The 19976-nt window shown below is 70.8% G+C and carries 18 protein-coding genes and 1 pseudogene; 9 read left to right on the top strand and 10 right to left on the bottom strand.

Annotated features, from left to right (window positions below; all coding sequences use genetic code 11):
* The 6 genes and pseudogenes from CEP50_RS18280 to dnaB form a co-directional block, all read left to right on the top strand.
* Positions 1 to 354: pseudogene (locus CEP50_RS18280) on the top strand (hypothetical protein); the annotation flags it as partial.
* A gap of 159 nt (positions 355 to 513) precedes the next feature.
* Entirely contained in the window at positions 514 to 891 is a 378-nt protein-coding gene (rpsF, locus tag CEP50_RS18275) for a 30S ribosomal protein S6 (protein ID WP_106115170.1), read from the top strand.
* A gap of 64 nt (positions 892 to 955) precedes the next feature.
* A complete protein-coding gene (locus CEP50_RS18270; protein WP_019856360.1) occupies positions 956 to 1426 on the top strand; it encodes a single-stranded DNA-binding protein in 471 nt (156 codons plus the stop codon).
* 156 nt (positions 1427 to 1582) lie between these two features.
* The gene (gene rpsR, locus CEP50_RS18265) at positions 1583 to 1822 is read left to right on the top strand and encodes a 30S ribosomal protein S18 (protein WP_106115168.1); all 240 of its coding nucleotides are present in this window, start codon (positions 1583 to 1585) and stop codon (positions 1820 to 1822) included.
* A gap of 200 nt (positions 1823 to 2022) precedes the next feature.
* Positions 2023 to 2475, top strand: coding sequence for a 50S ribosomal protein L9 (gene rplI, locus CEP50_RS18260; protein WP_106115167.1), 453 nt, complete (start codon positions 2023 to 2025; stop codon positions 2473 to 2475).
* 511 nt (positions 2476 to 2986) lie between these two features.
* Positions 2987 to 5281 carry a replicative DNA helicase gene (gene dnaB, locus CEP50_RS18255; protein WP_106115166.1) on the top strand — a complete coding sequence of 765 codons (2295 nt, stop codon included), beginning with the start codon at positions 2987 to 2989 and terminating at the stop codon, positions 5279 to 5281.
* Between the two features lie 84 nt (positions 5282 to 5365).
* Here dnaB and CEP50_RS18250 read toward each other — a convergent pair whose 3' ends face one another.
* On the bottom strand, positions 5366 to 5857 hold the full coding sequence (locus CEP50_RS18250) for a GNAT family N-acetyltransferase (protein ID WP_106115165.1): 492 nt from the start codon (positions 5855 to 5857) through the stop codon (positions 5366 to 5368).
* Between the two features lie 107 nt (positions 5858 to 5964).
* Positions 5965 to 6630 (bottom strand): HAD family hydrolase, encoded by a 666-nt coding sequence (locus CEP50_RS18245; protein ID WP_106115164.1) that lies wholly within the window; start codon positions 6628 to 6630, stop codon positions 5965 to 5967.
* 140 nt (positions 6631 to 6770) lie between these two features.
* Between CEP50_RS18245 and CEP50_RS18240 the strand changes: the two genes are divergently transcribed.
* The 3 genes from CEP50_RS18240 (at position 6771) to CEP50_RS18230 (ending at position 11136) form a co-directional block, all read left to right on the top strand.
* Complete coding sequence (locus tag CEP50_RS18240) at positions 6771 to 7994, top strand: MFS transporter (RefSeq protein WP_106115163.1); 1224 nt, start codon at positions 6771 to 6773, stop codon at positions 7992 to 7994.
* Between the two features lie 263 nt (positions 7995 to 8257).
* Entirely contained in the window at positions 8258 to 10336 is a 2079-nt protein-coding gene (locus tag CEP50_RS18235) for a PhoX family protein (RefSeq protein WP_106115162.1), read from the top strand.
* Between the two features lie 113 nt (positions 10337 to 10449).
* Positions 10450 to 11136 carry an SDR family oxidoreductase gene (locus tag CEP50_RS18230; RefSeq protein WP_106115169.1) on the top strand — a complete coding sequence of 229 codons (687 nt, stop codon included), beginning with the start codon at positions 10450 to 10452 and terminating at the stop codon, positions 11134 to 11136.
* A gap of 88 nt (positions 11137 to 11224) precedes the next feature.
* Here the strand turns inward: CEP50_RS18230 and CEP50_RS18225 are convergent, their stop codons facing one another.
* From CEP50_RS18225 to CEP50_RS18190, 8 genes are all read right to left on the bottom strand, one after another.
* Positions 11225 to 12550: an amidohydrolase family protein gene (locus CEP50_RS18225; RefSeq protein ID WP_181188447.1), complete on the bottom strand. Its 1326-nt coding sequence runs from the start codon at positions 12548 to 12550 to the stop codon at positions 11225 to 11227.
* A gap of 20 nt (positions 12551 to 12570) precedes the next feature.
* Positions 12571 to 12795 (bottom strand): hypothetical protein, encoded by a 225-nt coding sequence (locus CEP50_RS18220; protein ID WP_106115160.1) that lies wholly within the window; start codon positions 12793 to 12795, stop codon positions 12571 to 12573.
* Positions 12796 to 12925: 130 nt separating this feature from the next.
* The gene (locus CEP50_RS18215) at positions 12926 to 13585 is read right to left on the bottom strand and encodes a response regulator (RefSeq protein WP_106115159.1); all 660 of its coding nucleotides are present in this window, start codon (positions 13583 to 13585) and stop codon (positions 12926 to 12928) included.
* Entirely contained in the window at positions 13582 to 15327 is a 1746-nt protein-coding gene (locus tag CEP50_RS18210; RefSeq protein WP_258175401.1) for a sensor histidine kinase, read from the bottom strand. Before CEP50_RS18210 ends, CEP50_RS18215 begins: the two co-directional genes overlap by 4 nt.
* A 511-nt stretch (positions 15328 to 15838) precedes the next feature.
* Positions 15839 to 16552: a tRNA (guanosine(46)-N7)-methyltransferase TrmB gene (gene trmB, locus CEP50_RS18205; RefSeq protein WP_106115157.1), complete on the bottom strand. Its 714-nt coding sequence runs from the start codon at positions 16550 to 16552 to the stop codon at positions 15839 to 15841.
* Between the two features lie 102 nt (positions 16553 to 16654).
* A complete protein-coding gene (locus CEP50_RS18200; protein WP_106115156.1) occupies positions 16655 to 17158 on the bottom strand; it encodes a hypothetical protein in 504 nt (167 codons plus the stop codon).
* Positions 17159 to 17961: 803 nt separating this feature from the next.
* Positions 17962 to 18711, bottom strand: coding sequence for a hypothetical protein (locus tag CEP50_RS18195; protein WP_106115155.1), 750 nt, complete (start codon positions 18709 to 18711; stop codon positions 17962 to 17964).
* A gap of 133 nt (positions 18712 to 18844) precedes the next feature.
* Entirely contained in the window at positions 18845 to 19801 is a 957-nt protein-coding gene (locus CEP50_RS18190; RefSeq protein WP_106115154.1) for an ABC transporter ATP-binding protein, read from the bottom strand.
* Positions 19802 to 19976 lie beyond the last annotated feature (175 nt).

Here is a 19976-nt window from a genome sequence, read left to right as displayed (position 1 = left end):
CCCCGGAACACCGGTGAGTCCGGTGGGAACGACGCCGCCGAGACCGCTCCCGACCACGCCCCGGCCCCCGCCGAGCGGGTGGATCCCTCGGACTACGCTTATGTCCCGGGGTCGTTACCACCGTGGTCGGACACCCGGTTCGGAGCGGCGCCCGGTGACAGGGCCGAGACCGGTGACCTGCTGAGCGAGGAGGAGAGACACGATCAGCAGGACCGGGTGCGCGAGGCGGGCAGCGCCGAGGCGTTGCCGTCCGAGACCGGCGACCGGGTGGCTCTGCCGGTACTGCTGGCCGCGATCTCTCTGGCCGGGGTGACCTCCGCGCTCATCAGAACCTGGGTGCTGCGGCGCGGCTGAGTTGTCCCCGGGCGTGGCCGGGGTCGGAAACGTCCGAAACAACACCCCAGGTCACCGGACCTGCCGACGGGTTGCTACTCTGGTCCGGCTCGCCCACGGGGCGACCCTCCTGCCACGGAGAGTCCGTGGCCGTGAGTCCACAGGAGGTGAGTGGTCTTCATGCGTCATTACGAGGTCATGGTCATTCTCGACCCGAGCCTGGACGAACGGAACGTGGCCTCCTCTCTGGAGAGCTACCTCAAGCCCATCCGTGAGGGGGGCGGCAGCGTCGAGAAGGTCGACGTCTGGGGCCGCCGCAGGCTCGCCTACGAGATCGACAAGCGCTCCGAGGGCATCTACGTGGTGCTGGAGCTGAACTGCGAGTCGGCCGCCGTCAACGAGCTCGACCGCCAGCTCAACATCAACGAGAACGTGCTGCGCACCAAGGTGCTGCGCAAGATCGTCCAGCCGCGTAAGGAAGCCCGTATCGCCAGGGCCAGTGCCAAGGCGGCCAAGGCCGCCCAGCAGCCCCAGAGCGCGGTCGGCACCTCCGCCTGATCCCGCACTCCCGGCGAAACGGCACCGATGCCCGACCGCAGCACAGAGACGGAGCCCACAGGCGATGGCCGGTGAAACGGTAACCACGGTGGTCGGCAATCTGACGGCCGACCCGGAACTGCGCTTCACACCCTCCGGTGCGGCGGTGGCCAACTTCACCGTCGCCTCCACGCCGCGCTACTACGACCGCCAGGCGGGCGAGTGGAAGGACGGCGAGGCGCTGTTCCTGCGCTGCAACATCTGGCGTCAGGCCGCGGAGAACGTGGCCGAGACGCTGGCCCGCGGCATGCGTGTGGTGGTGCAGGGGCGGCTGCGTCAGCGTTCCTTCGAGACGAAGGAGGGCGAGAAGCGCACCGTCATCGAGATGGAGGTCGACGAGGTCGGCCCCTCGCTGCGCTACGCCACGGCGAAGGTCAACAAGATCAGTCGCGGCGGCTCGGGAGGCGGTTCCGGGGGATTCGGCGGGGACGACCCCTGGAGTTCCGCTCCGCCGGCCGGCTCGGGCGGCGGGTTCAGCGACGAACCGCCTTTCTAGCCAGGGTGGAACACCACGGTCCGGGGCCGGACCCGGAGCGTGGCAGGCCGTTCCGCGAACGCCCGGTCGCGGCCGGTGCCGACGACGTGCACCGGTTTCCGCGGTCCCACGAAAGTCCTCTACGGAGTTCTCGCTCTCTTCCGAAGGAGCAAGCACATGGCCAAGGCGCCCGTGCGCAAGCCGAAGAAGAAGGTCTGCGTTTTCTGCGACGACCAGAACCTCCTCAACATCGACTACAAGGACACCACGCTGCTGCGCAAGTACATCTCCGACCGCGGTAAGATCCGCGCGCGCCGGGTGACGGGCAACTGCAGTCAGCACCAGCGTGATGTCGCCATCGCGGTCAAGAACGCCCGCGAGATGGCGTTGCTGCCGTACACCTCGACCGCCCGGTAAACCGACCGAGCCTTCGACCGCGGCCCCGTCCTCCCGCGCGACGGCCCACCGCCGGGTCCGGTTTCCGGCCCGGCCCCGCCCGTCCCGCCACCGCGTGACTGCCGCGCGGGCCGGTGTCGGCCGTCCGCGCGGCCCAGGCCGTTTCGGTCGACCACGGGGCCGGGGGTTGACCTCGGTTCGGCTTTGAAAGGAGACACGCCGTGAAGATCATCCTGACCTCGGACGTGAGCGGTCTCGGCGCCTCGGGTGACATCGTCGAGGTACGTGACGGCTACGCCCGGAACTACCTGCTGCCCAAGGGCTTCGCCATCGTCGCCACCAAGGGCGCGCAGAAGCAGGTCGAGACGATTCGGCGCGCCCGGGAGAACCGGCGCGTCCGTGACCTGGAGCACGCCAGGGAACTTCAGGAGCAGCTGCAGAACCTGGGCATGGTCCGGCTGTCCAAGAAGGTTTCCAAGAAGGGCAAGCTGTTCGGCTCCATCACCGAGTCCGATGTGGCTTCGGCCGTCCGCGAGGCCGGCGGGCCGAACCTGGACAAGCGGCTGATCGAGCTGAAGGGCAACACCAAGTCGCTCGGCAAGATGGCCGTCGGGGTGCGGCTGCACCCGGACGTCTACACCTCGATGCACGTCGAGGTCACGCCCGCGGGCTGACTCTCCGGGAGACGGGTTCCGCGCGGTTCTCCGCGAGCCGTGCGGGACCCGTTCCGACGCCGTCCTCCGCCGGTTTCCTCGCTGGCGCGGCGGGGCGGTTCCGCGGTTTCGTCGCCCGGTCCACGGATCGGGCGTCCGGTGGGCACAGTTGTCCCCAGAAGCTGTCCACAAGCTATCCACAGGCGGCTACCTGCGGATATGCCTCGTGGCAGGGGGATTTTCCCCAGTTTGTCCACAGCGCGCGTCCACGGGCGGGCCGACGGCTTCCACAGGGGACGGAAGTTGTCCACAGGCGGGGTGCGGAGTGTTCTCCCGCTGCCGAGGCGGTCCCGCACGACCCGTGAGAACGGGCCGGCCGGCCCGTACCTCACCCGGACAGTCGAATCCGGTGACCTCGCCGGCCCGGATTGCCCGAACGAGTCCGATGTCGGTCGTTGCCTCGGCGGGCGCGGGTGGCGAGTATGACCCGACCACAGCTCGCAACTCTGCGCCCAGGAGGTGGCAGTAGCCCGTGTCGCTGCCCGACGAACGCGCGACGGGACCGTCCTCCAACGGCAAGGGCCACGCGGACGGCTTCCTCGACCACCAGCCCCCGCAGGACGTGGCCGCCGAACAGTCCGTGCTCGGGGGGATGCTGCTGAGCAAGGACGCCATCGCCAACGTCGTCGAGATCCTGCGTCCCCAGGACTTCTACCGTCCCGCGCACCACACGATCTACGACTGCATCATCGACCTCTACGGGCGGGGCGAACCCGCCGACCCCATCATGGTCTCCGCCGAGCTGGAACGTCGCGGCGAGCTGAACCGGGTCGGCGGCGGCGCCTACATACACACGCTCATCGAAACGGTCCCCACCGCCGCCAACGCGAACTACTACGCCGAGATCGTCTCCGAGAAGGCGGTGCTGCGCAGACTCGTCGAAGCGGGCACCCGGATCGTGCAGTACGGCTACAACGGCGCGGACGGTGCCGCGATCGAGGAGGTCGTCGACCGGGCGCAGGCCGCCGTCTACGACGTGACCGAACGGCGCACCTCCGAGGACTACGCGGCGCTGGAGGACCTGCTCCAGCCCACGATGGACGAGATCGACGCCATCGCCTCGCGGGGCGGGGAGTCCCAGGGGCTGCCGACCGGATTCGTCGACCTGGACAACGTCACCAACGGGCTGCACCCGGGGCAGATGGTGATCGTCGCGGCCCGACCCGGTGTCGGCAAGGCGCTCGCGCTGGACACCCCACTGCCCACTCCGGACGGCTGGACCACGATGGGGCGCGTCGCCGTCGGGGACCTGCTGTTGGGCGCCGACGGTTCCCCGACGCGGGTCGTCGCCGCCACGGAGGTCATGCACCGGCACACCTGCTATCAGGTCGAGTTCTCCGACGGCACCCTGGCCGTGGCCGACGCCCAGCACCAGTGGGCGCTACGGGACGGCACCGTGTGCACCACGGCCGAGCTGTACGACCGGCAGCACGCGGAACTGCCGGAGCACGGCGCGCTGCGGCTGGAATCCCGCGAGCTGCCGCTGTCCCCGTACACGCTCGGCGTGTGGCTGGCCGCCGGCGACCCGGACAGCGGCGCGATCCGGGGAGTCCCGGCGGAGGTGCTGGCCGAGCTCGGTCAGCACGTCCTCGAAGACGACGACGGAGTGACCCGCCCGGACGAGACCACCGCCGAGAAACTCGTCGAGTTGGGGGCCTGGCACCGCGGTGAGGTTCCGGCCGAGTACCTGCGCGGCAGCGAACAGCAGCGCCGGGCCCTGCTGGCCGGGCTCGCCGACGCCGCCGGGAACGTGACCGAGGACGGCCGGGTGACACTGTCCCTGCGGGACAGTCTGTCGGTGCGGGTGCGCGAGCTGGTGCTCACCCTGGGGCACCCGTGCACCGCCACGGTGGGCGGGACCGCGCAGTCCCCCACCACCCCGCTCGTCTTCGACAGCGGCCAGGACCAGGTGTTCCGGGTCTCCGAGCTGGTCGAGGAGCACAAACGCCTCCGCGCCGACGGGCCGAGGAACCGACGGGTCGTCGCCGTGCGCGCCACCGACAGCGTTCCGGTGCGCTGCGTGGAGGTCGACTCCTCCGACCACACCTACCTGGCCACCCGTTCGTTCCTGCCCACCCACAACTCCACCCTCGGGCTGGACTTCGCCCGCGCGGCCTCCATCAGGCACGGCACGGGCAGCGTCATCTTCTCCCTGGAGATGGGACGCACCGAGATCGTGATGCGCATGCTCTCGGCCGAGGCACGGATCAGGCTCGGTGACATGCGCGGTGGCCGGATGACCGACGAGGACTGGACCCGGCTGGCGCGCCGCATGAGCGAGATCAACGAGGCGCCGCTGTTCATCGACGACTCGCCGAACCTGACCATGATGGAGATCCGGGCGAAGGCGCGTCGTCTCAAGCAGCGCAACGACATCGGCCTGGTGGTCGTCGACTACATGCAGCTGATGACCTCGGGCAAGCGGGTGGAGTCGCGGCAGCAGGAGGTTTCCGAGTTCTCCAGGAGTCTCAAGCTGCTGGCCAAGGAACTCGAAATCCCGGTGGTGGCGATCTCCCAGCTCAACCGCGGTCCCGAGCAGCGCAACGACCGGAAGCCGCAGCTGTCGGACCTGCGCGAGTCGGGCAGTCTGGAGCAGGACGCCGACGTGGTGCTGCTGATCCACCGCCCGGACGCCTTCGAGCGGGACGACCCCCGCATGGGCGAGGCCGACCTGATCCTGGCCAAGCACCGCGCGGGTCCCACGGAGACGGTCACCGTGGCCCACCAGCTGCACTACAGCCGGTTCGTGGACATGGCCCAGGAGTGAGCCCGCGAGCGGGGGCGTGGTCTCCGACGGCGCGGTCGCGGAGCCGGGGTCTCGCCTCGCGGCTCCCGCCGGAGGCCCCGGCGCTCAGAGTCGACGGTGCATGACGTGCAGCCCGACGAGCCCCTCCTTCGGGTGTTCGAAGGCCTCGGGAACGGTGGTCAGGATCTCGAAGCCGAGCGAGCGCCACAGCGCGACCGCGCCGGTGTTGGTCTCCACCACCGCGTTGAACTGCATCGCGCGGTAGCCGTCCGCCCGCGCCCACTCCAGCACGCGCTCGCCGAGCAGCCGCCCCACTCCCCTTCCGGAGTGCCGTGGGTCGACCATGAATCCCGCGTTGGCCACGTGCGATCCCGGCCCGCCCTGGTTCGGGTGGATCTCGGCCGTGCCCAGCACCAGCCCGTTCTCGTCGACGGCCACGAGAGTCCGCCCCGGTGGTTGGTGCATCCAGGCCGCGCGGGCGGCCGCCTCCGTGACGTCCCGGGACCAGCAGAAGGTCTCCCCGGCGGAGACGATGTCCCGCAGGAACGCCCAGATCGCCGGCCAGTCGTCGGCCACCGCTTCCCTGACACGCACCACCCCAGGATGCGACACCGTGGTGGGGTCTCCGTCCGACGGGGTGGCCGGTCTCCGTCACAGGAACAAGGCGGCCCCGGCCTCACACTCGCGGGCCGGGTTCCGGTGGCTCAGGCCGATCCGTCGAGCACCTCGGGCAGGTGCGTGATGTCCTCCAGCCGGTGACTCGCCAGGGCCAGCGCCTCCGGCGCGGGCGGGAAGTGCGGGTTCGGCACGGCGACCACGGTCGTCCCGGCGGCAGCGGCGGCGCGCAGACCGTTGCCCGAGTCCTCCACGGCCAGACAGCTCCCGGCGGGCACGCCCAACCCCTCGGCGGCCCTCAGGTACACGTCGGGGGCGGGTTTGCCCGCGCCGACCTCCTCGCTGGAGACGGTGTGGCCGACCACCTCGTCCAGGCCGGTGACCTCCAGGAAGGCCCGGATGATGCGGGGTGGCGCCGAGCTGGCGATCGCCGTGGGAAACCGGCGCCCGACCCACCGGACGGTCTCCACCGCTCCCGGCAGCACCGGAGGGTCCGTCCGGTAGTACTCGGCCATCCGTTCGACGACCGTCTCGGCCGCCCGCTGCGCCGGCAGCCGCACCCCGAGTTCCGTGACCAGGTAGTTCGACCACTCGGGGGTGCTCATCCCCATCATCGCCTCGGTGGCCCCCTCGGCCCACCGTCCGCCGAACTCGGCGGTGACCTCCCGCCGAACGCGGTCCCAGAGGTGTTCGGAGTCCGCGAGCACTCCGTCCAGGTCGAACAGTACGGCTCGGGGGATCTCAGCGCCGCTCACGAAACCGATGCTAGTGCGCCTCGGCCGGGACGGGCCAGCCGAGTGACCAGGGGTGAGCTGGCTCAAGTCGGCTGGCTCCACCCCCACATAAAAGTTAGCATTGCAAACGAAATGTTTCGCCTAGCCGAGGAGCGGAGCCGATGAGCGCGTCATCGGACGTGCGGTTGCTCGACGTGTTCAGGGGCCAGCCCAAAGCCGTGTGGATCACCGCCTTCGCCGCCGTGATCGCCTTCATGGGCATCGGACTGGTCGACCCGATACTGCGTTCCATCGCCGAGTCCCTCGACGCCGGGCCGGAACAGGTGACGCTGCTGTTCTCCTCCTACCTCGGCGTGCAGGTGGTGGCCATGCTGGTCACCGGCGCCTTCAGCGCCCGCTTCGGGGCCAAGCGCACCGTGGTCACCGGGCTGGCCCTGATCGTGCTCGCCACCCTGGCCTGCGCCCTGGCGAACTCCGTGGTCCAGCTCGTGGCCCTGCGCGCCGTCTGGGGCCTGGGCAACGCGCTGTTCATCGCCACGGCCCTGTCGGTGATCGTCGGAGCCGCCAGCGGCGGACAGCAGGCCGCGATCCTGCTCTACGAGGCGGCTCTGGGCATCGGGCTCTCCACCGGCCCCCTGCTCGGGGCACTGCTGGGCCACCTCTCCTGGCGCGGCCCCTTCGCCGGCACCGCCGTGCTGATGGCCGCCGCCCTCGTGCTGGCCGTGGGCTTCCTGCCCGCCGACGAGGGCACCGGCAACCGCCAGAAGGTCACCCTGCTGGATCCGCTGCGCGCCCTGCGCCACGGGGCGCTGCTGCGCACCTCCATCGGATCCGCGCTGTACACCGCCGCGTTCTTCACGGTGCTGGCCTGGTCCCCCTTCGTGCTGGAGTACGGGGCCATCGCGGTCGGGCTGGTGTTCTTCGGCTGGGGCATCTGCGTGGCCGTGGCCGGGGTGACCCTGGCTCCCCGGCTGGCCACCAGGATGGGAGAGCTCGGCGGCACCGTGCTGGCCGTGCTCATGTACGCGGCCCTGCTGGCGGTCATGACCATCGACAACAAGGCCGTGCTCATCGTGGCCATCGTGGTGAGCGGGCTGGCCTCGGGGCTGCTCAACACCCTGTTCACCGGAAGCGCCATGAGCGTGAGCCCGGTACCGCGCCCGGTCGCCAGCGCGGGCTACAACTTCTGCCGCTGGCTCGGAGGGGCCCTGGCCGCCACCCTGGTCAGCCACGTCGCCACCTGGTTCGGCTCCCCGCAGGCCCCCTTCGCCGTGGGCGCGGTGGCCTGCCTGGTCTCGGCGGCCCTGCTGGCCGTCGGGCTGCGTTCCCGGCAGGACCCCCACCGGGTTCCCGAGGAGGCCGCCGTGGTGGGCGAGGAGTTCTGACGCCACCGCACCACCGAGGTGAAACCGCCCGAACGGCGGAGTCGGCCCCGACTCCGCCGTGACGACCTTCCACAGTGACCACACTCGGTGATCACATCTCACGCCGCTGTCCCTGGAAAGGATCACGGCCGACACGTCGAAGCTCGTGATCCCCGGACCCCGCGTGACGAATTTGCCCGCCGTTCACGCGCTCGCAGCCACGACATCGCCTGACTCGCATAGTGTTCGGCACGTTCCCGAGCGATGCTGTGGAAAGGCAGGAGATGTCCACCAACCCGGCCGACCCGCACGTGGTCTCCTTACCGCTGCTGACCCACCACACGGCGAGCCGCTCCGCGGTCACCTGCGAGTACCGCTGCGGAAACGCCTGCGCCCACGAGGCACCGAACCCCTCCGCCAACACCTACTTCGGTGACGTCGTCCGGCGTGTGCTGAACCGGCGCGGACTCCTGCGCGCCGGAGCCGTGCTCTCCCTGGCCACCGGCGTGACGGCCGCCGCCGGGGCCACCGCCGCCGCACGTCCCGGCCCCGGCGGGCACCAACCCGCCGCCGCGCCGGGCACGGACTTCGACCCGGTGACCCCGAACACGCGGGACAGCGTCGTCATCCCCGAGGGCTACGAGCAGCAGGTCGTCATCCGCTGGGGCGACCCGGTGCTGCCGGGCGCGCCCGAGTTCGACTTCGACAACCAGAGCGCACGGGCCCAACAACTCCAGTTCGGCTACAACAACGACTTCGCCGGACTGGTCCCCCTGGACGGGGCGGGCATCCACAACCTGCTGGTGGTCAACCACGAGTACACCACCGAAAGCCACATGTTCCGCGACTACGACCCGGACAACCCCACGGCCGAACAGGTCCGCACGGCCTGGGCCGCGCACGGGCAGTCGATCCTGCTCGTGCGCCGGGACCCGGCACGCGGTCGGCTGGACGTGCTGCCCAGCCACTACAGCAGGCGCATCACACTGGACACCGAGTTCGCCGTCCAGGGGCCGGCCGCCGGCAGCGAGCTGCTGCGCACCTCGGCCGACCCGCGCGGCAGGAGCGTCCGAGGGACGCTGAACAACTGCGCGGGCGGGGTCACCCCGTGGGGAACCATCCTCTCCGGTGAGGAGAACTTCCACCAGTACTTCGCCCACGCCGACCGGGTCGAGGACCCCACCACCCGGCGGCGGATGGAGCGCTACGGGATCAACACCGGAGCCAGCACCCGCAAGTGGGAGCGGTTCGACGACCGCTGGGACGCCTCCCGGGAACCCAACGAGACGAACCGCTTCGGCTGGGTCGTCGAGATCGACCCGAACGACCCCCACTCCACCCCCGTCAAGCACACCGCCCTCGGACGTTTCAAGCACGAGGGCGCCACCGTCCGCACCACCGAGGACGGCCGGGTCGCGGTCTACATGGGAGACGACGAGCGGTTCGAGTACATCTACAAGTTCGTCTCCAGCGGCCGGATGAAGCCCGGACGCAGCGCCCACGCCCGGCGCCACAACAAGGCGCTGCTGGACGAGGGCACGCTCTACGTCGCCCGGTTCACCGGGGACAGCCCCGCCTCCGAGATCGACGGCAGCGGCAGGCTGCCCTCCGACGGCGAGTTCGACGGCTCCGGGCAGTGGCTGCCGCTGGCCACCGGCGACACCTCGCACGTGCCCGGCTTCACCGCCGAGGAGGTCTACGTGTTCACCAGGCTCGCGGCCGACCGGGCCGGAGCCACCAAGATGGACCGGCCCGAGGACGTCGAGCCCAACCCGGTCAACGGGCGGGTCTACTGCGCCCTGACCAACAACTCCAACCGGGGCGCCGCCGAACACGCCCCCGTCGACGAGGCCAACCCCCGCGTCGGCAACAGGCACGGCCACGTGCTCGAAATCACCGAACGGGACGGCGACCCGACCTCCACGGAGATGTCCTGGGGGCTGCTGCTGGTCTGCGGCGACCCCCAGCGGGCCGACACCTACTTCGGCGGTTTCGACAAGGACCGGGTCAGCCCCATCTCCTGTCCGGACAACGTGGCCTTCGACCGGCACGGCAACCTGTGGATCGCCACCGACGGCAACGAACTCGGCTCCAACGACGGGCTGTTCGCGGTCCCCGTGGAAGGGCCCGAGCGCGGTCACGTCAAGCAGTTCCTCACGGTCCCCAAGGGGGCCGAGACCTGCGGACCGGTGGTCACCGACGAGCTGGTCACCGTCTGCGTCCAGCACCCGGGGGAGAACGGCTCCGGCCCGGAGAACCCCGGCTCGCACTGGCCGGACGGCGGGGACTCCCAGCCCAGGCCCGCGCTGGTTGCGGTGTGGCGCGATCTCGGCCACCGCGTGGGCGAGATCGGCAGGCGCTGAGCCCCACGGCCCGGTCCGCCGCCGGCGGGCCGGGCCCTCCGGGGCGGCGACACGCCCGGGACCACGTGACCGGGTGCCCTGCTCCGGCCGGGTGAAGCGCTACTGTATCGATGATGACTTCACGACCGATCGCACTGGTCACGGGCGCTTCACGCGGTATCGGCGCGGCCGTGGCACGTTCACTGTCCGAGACCCACGACGTACTGCTCGGCGGGCGGGACGAACAGGCCCTGCGGGAGACGGCGCAGCAGCTTCCCGGAGCCCAGCCCTGGCCCGCCGAACTCACCGACTACGACGGCATCGCCGAGGCCGCCGAAGGCATCGAGCACCTCGACGTCCTGGTGCACAGCGCGGGCATGGTCGAGATCGGTTCCGTCTCCGACCTCGACGTGGACTCCTGGCGCAGGACCTTCGAGCTGAACCTCTTCGCGGTCACCGAGCTGACCCGGACCCTGCTGCCCGCGCTGCGGGCCGCCTCCGGCCACGTCGTGCTGATCAACTCGGGAGCCGGGCTGTCGGCGAAACCCAACTGGGGCTCCTACGCGGCCAGCAAGTTCGCCCTGCGGGCCTACGCCGACGTGCTGCGCGCCGAGGAGTCCGCCAACGGCATCCGGGTCACCTCCGTCTTCCCCGGCCGGGTGGCCACCGACATGCAGCGTGCGGTGCGGAACTCCGAAGGCGGCGAGTTCCAGCCGGAGAACTACCTCAGCCCGGAGTCCGTGGCCGAGCCCGTGGTCACCACGGTCCGCTCCGGATCGGACGCCCACATGACGGAGATCGTGCTGCGTCCGAACAGCTGAGCGGCGGCCACGGCCGCCGCTCTCCCCACCCACCACCGGACGCGGACGCCCGCCGCGGGGCTTGTCCGCGATCCGCCGGTGGGGCGTTTCAGGGCTCGATCCGCGCGGCGGCGGCCCGCGCCGCCTTCCGCACCTCCGGGGGGTCGACACGGGTCGGCTCGGCCTCGCGCAGCACCTCGGTGCCCGCCACCCAGACGTCGCGGACGCACTCCGCGCCCGCGGCCCAGACGAGGTTCGCCAGGATGCGCTCGTCCGAGGTGTCCACCCCGCACACGAACGCCGGGGTGTCGGTGTCCACGTGCACGACGTCGGCCCAGCACCCGGCCTCCAGGGAGCCGATGTCGTCCCGGTGCAGGGCGCGGGCACCGCCCCGGGTGGCGGTCAGCAGCGCGGCGGCCGAGTCGAAGGTCGTGGCGTCGCCGGTCCGGGTCCGGGCGAACATCGCCGCGAGTTGGAGCTCCTCCCACAGGTCGAGGTCGTCGTTGCTGGAGGGTCCGTCCGTGCCGAGCCCGACGGGCAGCCCGGCGTCGAGCATCTCGGACAGTCGCGCCGTCCCCGAGGCCAGTTTCGCGTTGGATCCGGGGCAGTGCGCCACTCCCACGCCGTGTTCGGCGAACAGTCCGATGTCGGTGTCGTCGAGGTGCACCCCGTGGGCGGCCAGCACCCTGCCGTCCAGCACCCCCAGCTCGGCGAGCAGGCGGGGAACCGAGCCGTGGGCACGACGTTGCTCGGCGTCCTCCGCGGAGGTCTCCGCCACGTGAGTGTGCACCAGGGCTCCGCGTTGGCGCGCCTCCTCCCCGATCACGCGCAGGGCCTCCGGGGGGAGGGTGTAGGCCGAATGCGGGCCGTAGGCCAGCTCGATCCGCTCCCCGGGGCCGAAGCGCAGGCCGTCCGCGTCGATCCACCGGCTGATTCCCGAGACCATCGAGCGCCAGCCACCGAGTTCCCCCAGAGCCGGGGTGTCGATCACCGCCGGGGCGATCACGGCCCGGGTACCCACGTCGAGCACCGCCTCGGCCACCGCCCGCCCGGAGAAGTACATCTCCGCGCTGGTGGTGACCCCGGCACGGAGCATCTCCAGGCTTCCCAGTCTCATGCCCGCACGAATGTCCTCGGCGCCGAGCCTGGCCTCGGCCGGCCAGATCACCTCCCGCAGCCAGTCCAGCAGCGGGAGCCCACCTCCCAGCCCGCGCAGCAGGGTCATGGGGGTGTGGGCGTGCGCGTTGACCAGACCGGGCATCAGCAGTCCGGAGCAGTCCTGGACCACCGTGTCCGGATCCGTCTCCGGGGCCTCGGTCCGGGGACCGCAGTGGACTATCCGACCGGTGGCGTCGATGTCCACCACGGCGTCACGCAGCACCGAGCACCGGCGGTCACAGGGCAGAACCACGGGGGCACGCAGCCGTCGAGCGATGGGCATGACCGCATTGTCCCTCAGCCTCCCGGACCGATCGTGACCACAGCGTGGAACATCACCAGCCCCGCGGCGAGCATGCCGGAGCACAGCGTCACACAGATCAGGGTGTCCGCCCGGGCCCGTAACCACGGCCGCACGCGACCGAGGCTCCGGGGACGCGCCGCCCTCAACCGCGCGGCCACGTCCGGACTCCGCAGCGGAACACCCGGGTAGGTGGGATGCATCGACAGTTGGCGCGTCATACCACCATCATGCGCCCGCGCACACCGGCCGACCTCGGCTCTTCGGCCGGAGTTGCCTCGTACTATCGGCCGGTTCGCTCCGGGGCCGCGTCCCCGGTCCAGAACGGCCCAGCGCGGGCCGGAAAAGACCTCAGTCGTCCATCAACCCGGTCCGCCACGCCCAGGCGGCGATCTCGACCCTGTTGCGCGCCCCCACCTTGCCCTGCACGGAGGCCAGATGGGACTTGACCGTGGACAGCGACATGTACAACCGGGAACTCACCTCGGTGTTGGTCAGCCCCCGCGCCACCTCGCGGACCACGTCCCGCTCCCGCGCGGTGAGCTCCTCGCTGGGACGGTCCCGCTCGCGGAGCGCCCCGGAGGAACCACCGTGGAAGTGCCGCAGCAGCCGGACCGTGATCTGCGGCGAGACCAGCGCGTCACCGCGGTGGGCGGCCTGGACGGCCTCCACGAGCAGGGCGGGTCCGGCGTCCTTGAGCAGGAAACCGCTGGCCCCGTTGGCCAGGGCCGTGGCCACGTACTCGTCGAGGTCGAAGGTGGTCACCACGACCACCCGGACCGGGTCCTCCACCTCCGGTCCCGCCAGCCTGCGGGTGGCCTCCAGACCGTCCAGGCCGGGCATCCTGATGTCCATCAGGCAGACGTCCGGACGCAGCTCGCGCGCGAGCCGGAGCGCCTCCCGGCCGTCCCCGACGTCGCCCACCACCTCGATGTCGTCCTCGCCGTCCAGGATCATCCGGAAACCGGCGCGGACCATCTCCTGGTCGTCGGCTATCAGCACCCGGATCACGGCCGTCCCCTCCCGGCGTCCGAAGCGACCAGCGGCAGCTCGGCCTCGACCCGCCAGCCCCTCGGCTCCCGGGGCCCCGCCCGCAGGGTTCCGCCGAGCAGCTCGATCCGCTCCCGCATTCCCACGAGACCGTAACCGCCGGATCCGCCCGCCACCGGACCACCACCCGGTACGCCGTCGTCGTCGACACGGACCACCAACTCGTCCCCGGTGCTTCGTACCACGACGTCGATCTCGGAGACACCCGAGGCGTGTTTGCCGGCGTTGGTCAACGCCTCCTGAACCAGCCGCAGCGCCGAACGCCCCACCTCCGGCGGGATGTCGTGCTCCAGCTCGGTGTGCAGCCGCACCTCGGCCCCCGAACTCGCCGTGATCCGCTCGACCAGCTTCTCCACGTCAGCCCGCAGGTCGGTGGTGGGCTGCCCGTCGACCTCGGCCTCGGCGCGCGTGTCCGCCTCGCGCATGCTGCCCACCAGGCGCCGCATGGCGGTGAGCGCCTCGGTGCCGCTCGCCGAGATCCGTTCCAGCGCCTGCCGGGCGGCCTGCGGGTTCTTCTCGGCCACGGCCAGCGCGGCCTGGGACTGCACCACGATGCCGGTCACGTGGTGGGCGACCACGTCGTGCAGCTCCCGTGCCAGCGCCATCCGCTCGGCGTGCTGGGCCTGTTCCACCGCCGCCCGGACACCGCGGTTCCGTTCCTCGTCGCGGGCCCGGAAGTACATCCCCGTGCTCACCGACAGCACCAGCAGCACGGCCCCCATGAACAGCGAGCCCAGGATCTCGGTGGACAGCTCACCGTGGACCGGACGCGGCAGCAGCACCGCCCCCGCCACCCCCGAGGCGGCCAGGGTCGTCGTGGCCACGGCGGCCCGCCGCACGGGGGCGAGACGCACGACGAACGCGACCAGCAGCATCCCCGCCGCCAGCACCGGAACCGGGATCGCCCCCACCACGTAGGAGGGGCTGCGGACGTCGAGCAGCAGGGCCAGCACCACGGTGAGCGCCGTGTTCAGCGCCCCGAACATCGCCGCCTGCACCGGCCCACGGGGGGCGAACACCGCCAGCACCGACATGATCGCGCTGCTCACCAGCAGCAGCGCCGCCCCCACCAGTGTGGTGGCGGTGCCGTCGAAGGAGACCACCTGCCCGAACAGCAGCACCGACAGCGCGGCGATGACGGGCCACTGCCTGCGCAGCAGCCCGACCAGCGGGCCGTGCTCGGGGCGGGGCCTGCGGTCACCGCGCAGGTACATCCCCGTGCCGACGGCCAGCACCAGTTGGAGGAAGCCCATCTCCAGGGTGAGCACCAACGGCAGGTCGGGGCCGGAGGGGGAGCGCTCCAGCACGGCGAGCAGGCAGGCGGCCACCAGCGTCGCGGTCACCGGAACGGCCCTGGTCCAGGCGAGGCCGCGGAAGGCGTGGAGCACCAGCAGCAGCCCGGCCAGGTTCTCGGCCGCGGAGACGTTGGACAGCAGGCCCGGCCCCGGTTCCACGTGCAGGAAGCGGGTCAGGGCGGTGGCCAGCACCAGCAGGCTCGCGGCGAGCACCCCGCACGAGGCGGGGCGGCGCGGGGCGGCCAGGGCGAGCAGCACCATGCCGGTGAGCACGGGGATCCGTCCCCAGGCCGTGCCCCCCTCGTAGGCGGCCACGGCCAGCTCACCGCTCCACGTGATCAGCAGCAGGGCGGCGAACACCCACTGCCCGCGCAGCGTCCCGCCCACCCGGCGGGTCCACTCCGGCAAGGATTCCCACAGTTCACGCGGGTTCACGAACTCGACCCCCGTAGCGTACGTGCTGTGCCCGCTTCCGAACGGGCTGATCGGCGCCGCCTCCCTCGGCCACCGGGCGAACCCTGCCGCACGCGGGGCCGGACGGGAACCCCTCGGCGGGAAGTGCTGGCCGATCGGCCAGCAGGAACAACCACATGGCCGATACAACACGGCAGCTCGAACGGTCACGCTCTGTGCGGCAGAGAAAAAACCCGTTCGCCCCGGTTCGGTGCCGACCGTTCCGGGAAAGGAGTCACCCGTGCTCACAACCGTACTGGTCGTACTCGGAACCGTACCGGCGCTGACGGTGCTGGTGCTGATGGCGCTCAGCTCCGTGCTGCCCGACCTGTGGGAGAGCTTCCACAGCCGCTGAGCAGGCCCGGGGCGAGGTCGTGTGACTCGCCCCGGAGAAAACCGGGACGGTTCGTCACGGACCGTGCCGGGTCCTTCCGTTCCGAACCGACCACGCGGCGGGACCGGGAACTCACACCCGCTCGAAGATCAGGTCGTGCACCGTTCTCCCCTCGGAATGGGCCCGCTGTTCGAACTTGGTCACCGGTCTCCACTCCGGACGGGGCGCCCATCCACCGGGCTGGTCCGCGAACCTGTTGCGCAGCTCGTCCCGTGCGGTGCAGACCTCCCGCATCTGTTCGGCGTAGTCCTCCCAGTCGGTGGCCAGGTGCAGGGTCCCGCCCGGGCGGATCCTGGAGGCGACCAGCTCGACGAAGCCGTCCTGGACCAGTCGTCTCTTGTGGTGGCGTTTCTTCGGCCACGGGTCGGGGAAGAAGATCCGCACCTCCTCCAGGCTCCCGACGTCCAGGTGGTGCCGGAGCAGCACGGTCGCGTCGCCGCGCAGCAACCGCAGGTTGTCGATGTCGTGCTTCTCGGCCCGCAGCAGCAGTTGGGCCAGCCCCGGCTTGTAGACCTCCACCGCCAGGTGGTCGAGGTCCGGTCGGGCGGCGGCCATCGTCGCGGTGGTCTCCCCCATCCCGGAACCGATCTCCAGCACGAGCGGAGCGCTGCGCCCGAACCATGCGGTGGTGTCCAGGGGACCTTCCGGCAGTTCGGAGATGTCACGCCCGAGTTCGCCCCAGTACCGGTCCCAGGCGCGCTGCTGTCCGGCCGTCATGCGGTCGCTGCGCCGGACGTAGCTGACGACCGTCCGCTTGTGGGGAATCTGCTGGTCGGAAGCACTCACAGCGGGCCAGTATCGCAAACCCGGCGCTCGCCCCGGTCGGCACTGTCCCGGCTCCGCCCTGGCGGGCCGCACAGCACCGACCGGACCGGGCACCCGCTCGGGTCACCAGGACTCGATCCGGGGAAGCAGGGCCGCCAGCCCCTCCACCCCGGGTTCGGGCACGGCGATCCTGTTGCCGTTGTCCACCTGGGCGGGGAGGATGTCCAGCCACCCCGGGTGGCGGTCGGTCAGGGTGACCGTGGTCGGCACGGTCATCGGCGGCCGGTCGGAGGGGGTGTACTCCCAGTACCCGATCTCGCCCGCCGTGGACCAGGGAACGAAGATCCAGCCCTCCCGTCCGGTCAGCAGGGCGTGCACCTCGTCCTCGAAGGCGAATCCCTCCGCACGGGAGGCCAGCTCGCCGCGTGCCAGGGCCCGCAGCCACCAGGGCACCGGGAGTCTGCTGGCCGAGTCGTCGAGCCTGCGGAACAGGTCCAGCACGTGACGTTCGGGGGCGGTGTGTATCCATCCACAGCGCACCGCCTCGGGGGACTCGGCCTCACTGGTGGGCGGGACGGACTCCGCCGCCAGGGACCACTCCAGTCGGGGGATGGGGATCAGGTTCACGTCACCGTCGTCGCTTCCGGCCGATCCCGTCTTCTCTTCCTGCGCTGAAAATTCACTCGAAAGAACCACAGCTCACCTTCCTCCGCGAGCACCGCGAGAAGGGTCGGTGCAACTCGCGGCAAGCACCCCCAGGGGATGCGGCCCGGAAACGGCGCTGTTCGGGATCGCACCACTCACTCGACGAGTTAACACGGACACTCCCGGTGAAAGCAACCTTTCGGAACGTGTCCCTCCCCTCCCGCACAAGGGCCGTTGATCGTAGCGCAGCCTCACGCGCAGCGTAATCGCCCGATAGACAGAACGTCGGCGAGAGAAAAAGCACACTCCGCTGCTCCGGCGGAGGCGGAGTCGGCGGGAGGAAGGCACTCCCCCGCCCGGAGGGCCGCGCTCCCCCGGGAGCGGGCGTCCGGAGGAGGGAACCGTGCTCGACAAAAACCAGGGCCAGGGCCGTCCCCCGAATGACAGCCCTGGCCCTCCCCCGTCCCGACCGTCAGGCACCCCCGAGCGCCCGCACAGTCGGTTGATCCGGTTGTGCTCACAGGCCCCGACCCGAGCACAGCGGATCGTTACTCCTGTGTGGTGACTAACAGGTCTTTCGCGGTGATCTTAGCGGCCCGGGTGAGCGGTCTCTCCTCCGGGATGGGTAACAGCGTGCAGTCACGGCACGGCTTGTGTCCCCCTTCCCGTGATGTGTCCACCCCCGATGGAACCAACGCGCTTGTCGTTGTGCCACGAACCGCCGATGACGTTCGGGGGAACCGTCGGACAACACCCCCGAAAGCAGGAGAAGCCGCTCTCTCCGGTCACGCGTCCCGTTTGTGCACCGTGACCAAGGACACCACCAGCAGTCCGAAGGCGATCGCCAGGAAGTAGACCAGCGAGGGCCACGGCCCGATCGGCATCTCGGAGAGGGGCTGGCTCATCGGGGAGTTCCCGCCGCCGCTCATGAAACGGAACGCCGCGGCGAACGGCAGCCACTCGTAGATGTCGTCGCCGATGGTGGGGATCAGCTGGATCAGCGACTCGGCCAGCAGCGCCCAGATCATCACCAGCGTCACCGCGCCGGCGGTCTGGCGCACCAGGATGCCCACGGCGAGCGCGAACACGGCCGCTCCGGCGAACACCAGTCCCGGCCCGGCCACCTGCCGCCACTCCGCGGCGGTGTCCAGCGCCAGGCTCTGGTCGGGAGCGAACACCCAGCCCATGCCCCAGGAGCCGAAAGCGGCCAGTTCCCCGATGAGCAGGGCCAGCGCGGCCACCACGGCCGTCTTGGCCAGCATCACGGCCACCCGGTTCGGCATGGCCTGGAAGGTGGCCCGGATCGTGCCGAAGCGGTACTCGGTGGTCACCGCCAGGGCGGCCATCACCATGACCACGATGAGCCCGAACTGGTTGCCCTGCTGGGTCATCGCCACGCTCGTGGGCATCTCACCGCCGAGCTGGGAGGTGAACAACGCGGCGAAGCCGATGGCCAGCCCCAGGGCCACGACGATGCACCACCACGGTGACCGGGTGGAGAAGAGTTTCATGCGTTCGACCGAGATCAGTGTCATTGGCAGTCCCGTTGGAAGACGTGTGTGACCGTGGCCGCCCCGGTGGGGGCGCTGCCCGCCACCGCCGGCGACCGGGAGGGGCCGAGGGGTGGGAGGCGCGACGGCGCGGGGCCGCCACGGGACACGGGGTGGTTCAGTTGGTGGTCGCGGCGAGCTGTTCGCCGGGCTGCTCGTCGGGAGAACCGGTGCGGTACTCCACGTCCTGGCCGGTCATCCTCATGAAGGCCTCTTCGAGCGAGCCCCGCTGGGCGGACAGCTCGTGCAGCACGAAGCCCTGTTCGGCGGCCAGCTCGCCGACCTGCTCGGTGGTGGCGTCGGACACGCTGAGGGTGTCGGGCTGGGAGGGGTCCGGGGGCGCCACCGCGAAGCCGCGTGCGCCCAGCACCTCCCGCAGCCGTTCCGCCTGCGGGGTGCGCACCGTGACCGCCGCGGCGGTGGCGCTGTTCACGAACTCCTCGGTGCTGCACTGGGTGATGAGCCTGCCCCGTCCCACCACCACGAGTTCCTCGGCGGTCTGGGCCATCTCGGACAGCAGGTGGCTGGAGACCAGCACCGTGCGTCCCTCGGCGGCCAGCCGCTGCATGAAACGCCGGATCCAGTGGATCCCCTCCGGGTCCAGCCCGTTGACCGGTTCGTCGAACATGAGGATCCCGGGGTCGCCGAGCAGCGCGGTGGCGATGCCGAGCCGCTGGGACATGCCCAGCGAGAACCCTCCGGCCCTGCGCTTGGCGACCGAGCTCAGTCCGACGGTCTCCAGCACCTCGTCCACGCGCTTCACGGGGATGTCGTTGGACCGCGCCATCCACTTCAGGTGGGCGTAGGCGGAGCGGTTGGGGTGGACCCACTTCGCGTCCACCAGGGCGCCGACCGTGCGCAGGGGGTTCTTCAGGTCGGTGTAGGGCTTGCCGTCGAACAGGACCTTGCCCGCCGTGGGCCGGTCCAGCCCCAGCATCATGCGCATCGTGGTGGACTTGCCCGCGCCGTTCGGTCCCAGGAATCCCGTCACCCTGCCCGGTTTGACGGTGAACGACAGGTCGTCGACCGCCACCGTCGATCCGTAGCGTTTGGTGAGGCCCACAGCCTCGATCATTGGCACTCCTGTCTGGGCGAAACTCGGTGACGGCCGGAACGAGCGTCCGAGTCCCGGCCCCATGTCACCAGCCAGGTTGCCGGACGAACGGTCGAGTGCGCGTCAACCTCCGGTCTAAAAACGAATACTCTTCAAGTCGTAGCTCGTGCCCGACGGAGATCAGGGAACCCCCCAC

Source organism: Actinopolyspora mortivallis, assembly GCF_003001495.1.
Lineage (GTDB): Bacteria > Actinomycetota > Actinomycetes > Mycobacteriales > Pseudonocardiaceae > Actinopolyspora > Actinopolyspora mortivallis_A.
Note: the sequence above shows the minus strand (reverse complement) of the source record. Positions and strands in the feature narration are given on the sequence as shown.

Coding starts and splice junctions, on each gene's coding strand:
- rpsF (WP_106115170.1), top strand. CDS start 514: ATGCGTCATTACGAGGTCATGGTCATTCTCGACCCGAGCCTGGACGAA.
- CEP50_RS18270 (WP_019856360.1), top strand. CDS start 956: ATGGCCGGTGAAACGGTAACCACGGTGGTCGGCAATCTGACGGCCGAC.
- rpsR (WP_106115168.1), top strand. CDS start 1,583: ATGGCCAAGGCGCCCGTGCGCAAGCCGAAGAAGAAGGTCTGCGTTTTC.
- CEP50_RS18240 (WP_106115163.1), top strand. CDS start 6,771: ATGAGCGCGTCATCGGACGTGCGGTTGCTCGACGTGTTCAGGGGCCAG.
- CEP50_RS18235 (WP_106115162.1), top strand. CDS start 8,258: ATGTCCACCAACCCGGCCGACCCGCACGTGGTCTCCTTACCGCTGCTG.
- CEP50_RS18230 (WP_106115169.1), top strand. CDS start 10,450: ATGACTTCACGACCGATCGCACTGGTCACGGGCGCTTCACGCGGTATC.
- CEP50_RS18220 (WP_106115160.1), bottom strand. CDS start 12,795: ATGACGCGCCAACTGTCGATGCATCCCACCTACCCGGGTGTTCCGCTG.
- CEP50_RS18195 (WP_106115155.1), bottom strand. CDS start 18,711: ATGACACTGATCTCGGTCGAACGCATGAAACTCTTCTCCACCCGGTCA.
- CEP50_RS18190 (WP_106115154.1), bottom strand. CDS start 19,801: ATGATCGAGGCTGTGGGCCTCACCAAACGCTACGGATCGACGGTGGCG.